The following is a 3,252-nucleotide window of genomic DNA, read 5'->3' on the forward strand; positions in this document are numbered from 1 at the left end:
CTGATGAAGCGGATGCCCACACGCTGTCGCCGCCGCATGAACGGGCCTTGGCCCTGGCGCTGGGCCTGGCGGATTCGGGCACGGCGGACGGGCTGATTCCCTGGGCGGCGCGCGATGCGGCGCTGCACCTGCCGGCCTCTACCGGCAAAGCCTGGGCCTGGATCACGCCCTGCCACTGGGCCATGGGCCGCGAGCATGCGACGCTGACGGACCCGGCCGCGCTGGGCCTGCAAGAGGATGAATCGCGCGCCCTGCTGGCGGCCATGCAACCTTATTTCGTCGACGACGGCATCACCCTGCATTACATTCCCGCGTTGGGGCCGTCGCGCTGGCTGGCTGAAGGCGAGCTGTTCCGCAGCCTGCCGACCGCCTCGCTGGACCGGGTGCTGGGCCGCAATGTGGACCCCTGGCTGCCCAAGCAGGACAAGAACGATGCCAACAGCACCGCCCGCAAGATGAAGCTGCTGCAAAACGAGATGCAGATGCTGCTGTACACGCATGCACTGAACGACGAGCGCGCGGCGCGGCGCCAGCTACCGGTCAATTCCTTCTGGCTCAGCGGCACGGGCGCGTTGGATTTTCTCCCTCTCCCCCTGGGAGAGGGCGGGGGTGAGGGCCAGCAGCCGTCAATCCATTCGCGGCAAGTTACCGCGCCACGCAGCCTGGCACAAGCCGTGTTCGCCGACGACTGGGCGGCTTATGCCCAGGCCTGGGCGGCACTCGATGCGAACGAAATCGCCGCCCTGCTGGCACGCCAGCGCGCGGGCGAGGCCGTGCGGCTGACGCTGTGCGGTGAGCGCGGGGCCACGACGTTTGAAACGGCTAACCAGGGTTTCTTTGCCAAAATCGCCGGCGCCCTGTCCCCTACCCCTTTGTTGACCGTGCTGGAACGGCTGTAAACGCCCAGCGAACGACACCCCCTCATATATATTGAGAGTTTTGATCCCCTCATGAAAATCCAGGTACGCGAAGTCCCGCCGCGCAGCGTCTGGGCGCTGCAGCAGGCCGGCATCCACCCGCTGCTGGCGCAGCTGTATGCAGCGCGGGGCGTGCATTCGATTGACGAACTCGACGACGGCCTGGGCCGGCTGCTGGCGCCTTCGTCGCTGCGCGGCACACAGGAAGCGGCAAAGCTGCTGGCCGACGTGATGGCCGCGGGCCAGAAGATTTGCGTGGTGGCCGATTACGACTGCGACGGCGCGACGGCCTGCGCCGTGGCGTTGCGCGGCCTGAAGCTGCTGGGCGCGCCGCATGTGGGCTACCTGGTGCCGGACCGCGTGACCGACGGCTACGGCCTGACGGCGCCGATCGCCGAGCGCGTGAAGGCCGGCGGCGCCGACCTGCTGGTGACGGTGGACAACGGCATCGCGAGCATGGACGGCGTGGCGCGCGCGCGCGAACTCGGCATGCGGGTGCTGGTGACCGACCACCATCTGCCGGCGCTGAAGGACGGGCTGGTGGTGCTGCCCGAGGCCGACGTGATCGTGAACCCCAACCATCCGGATTGCGGCTTCGAAAGCAAATCAATCGCCGGCGTCGGTGTGATGTTTTATGTGCTGCTGGCGCTGCGGGCGGAGCTGCGCGCGCGGGGAGCTTTTGATGCGTCCAACCAGCCCAAGCTTGATGCCTTGCTGCCGCTGGTCGCACTGGGTACCGTGGCCGACGTGGTCAAGCTGGACGCCAACAACCGCCGCCTGGTGGCGCAAGGCTTGAAGCGCATACGCGCGGGCCACTTGCCGGCCGGCCTGGCAGGTTTGTTCAGCGCGGCGGGCCGCCAGGCGGCAGTGGCCACCACCTTTGACTTCGCCTTCGCGCTGGGCCCGCGCATCAATGCGGCGGGCCGGCTCAGCGATATGACCTTGGGCATTGAATGCCTGCTGACCGACGACGCGGCGCGCGGCGAAGAACTCGCGAAAACGCTGGACGGCATCAACCGCGAGCGCCGCGACATCGAGGCCGGCATGCGCGAGCAGGCGCAGCTGGCGGCTGACGCGATGATTGACGAGGACGAGGAGCCGCCGCCGGCGATCGCGATTTTCGACCCGGAGTTCCACGAGGGCGTGGTCGGCATCGTCGCCTCGCGCATCAAGGACAAGCTGCACCGGCCGACCTTTGTGTTTGCCGCGAGCCAGGCGCCGGGCAAGGAGCATGAGCTCAAGGGCTCGGGCCGGTCGATCCCGGGTTTCCATCTGCGCGATGCGCTGGACCTGATGACCAAGCGCCACCCGGGCGTGATGCTGCGCTTCGGCGGCCATGCGATGGCGGCGGGCTGCACCATCGCCGAGGAAAACTTTGAACTCTTCGAGCAGGCGCTGCAGCAGGTGGCGCACGAATGGCTGGACGCGGCCACGCTGACGCGGCGCATGGACACCGACGGCCCGCTGGCGCCCGAATACCGGCGCGCCGACCTGGTCGACACATTGCACAAGGAAGTCTGGGGCCAGGGTTTTGCCGCGCCGACCTTCAGCGAAATCGTGGAAGTGGTGTCGCAGCGCCTGGTCGGCGAAAAACACCTGGCGCTCAAGCTCAAGCACCAGGGCCAGCCGGTGGACGGCATCTGGTTCGGCCATACCGAGGCGCTGCCGGCGCGGGTCAAGCTGGCTTTCCGGCTCGATGCCGATGAATGGCAGGGGGTGAAGCGGGTGCGTTTCCTGGTGGAGGGCGCGGAGATTCCGGCGGGCTGAGGCTGCGCCCCCACCGTTCGGGCTGAGCTTGTCGAAGCCTTGCTTGTTCTTGCCGTGCGCTTGTTGCAGGGTCCTGCTGGCCGGGATCGCCCGGCATGCGACTCACTTTCTTTTGCTTCGCCAAAAGAAAGTAAGCAAAGAAAAGGCGACCCTGGTTGCTGCGTCCCTTCGCTTCGCTACGGGCAACCTGCGGTGCTCGGTCCAGACGGGGTCTCGCTAAACTCGCTTCGCTCAGACAACGCGATCCCTGATCCGCCTGAACCTCCGCTCCTCGGCGCATCCACAAGGGGTGGGGACAGGGATGCCGAACAGCCGGAGTTCGGGCATTTCCAATAAAGCTGCCCCAGTTTTTCAAGCCGCGCGCAGTTTGTGCGCAGCCGGGAAACCGCGAAGCCTTGACTTATTGCAGGCCGAACTCGCCGCCGCGCTCAATCGCGCGCTGGTAGGCAGGCCGGGCGTGGATGCGCGCGAGGAAATCCATCAGGCGCGGCCGGCTTTCATTGAGCCCGCCGCGCGCGGCGGCGGCTTCCAGCGGGAAGCTCATCTGGATGTCGGCGCCGCTGAAGTC

At 67.2% G+C, this 3,252-nt stretch carries 2 protein-coding genes and 1 pseudogene; 2 read left to right on the plus strand and 1 reads right to left on the minus strand.

From position 1 onward, the window contains the following. Together AC1D0P_RS23620 and recJ are read left to right on the plus strand one after the other, a co-directional pair. The coding region (locus AC1D0P_RS23620) for a hypothetical protein (protein ID WP_477678967.1) at nucleotides 1-899 on the plus strand (899 nt) is incomplete at its 5' end. 51 nt (nucleotides 900-950) lie between these two features. Further along, nucleotides 951-2,684, plus strand: coding sequence for a single-stranded-DNA-specific exonuclease RecJ (gene recJ, locus AC1D0P_RS23625; protein ID WP_477678968.1), 1,734 nt, complete (start codon nucleotides 951-953; stop codon nucleotides 2,682-2,684). A gap of 400 nt (nucleotides 2,685-3,084) precedes the next feature. Here the strand turns inward: recJ and AC1D0P_RS23630 are convergent. Further along, nucleotides 3,085-3,252, minus strand: a pseudogene (locus tag AC1D0P_RS23630) (glutathione S-transferase); the annotation flags it as partial.

It is taken from the genome of Polaromonas sp. P1_G2, assembly GCF_056405515.1.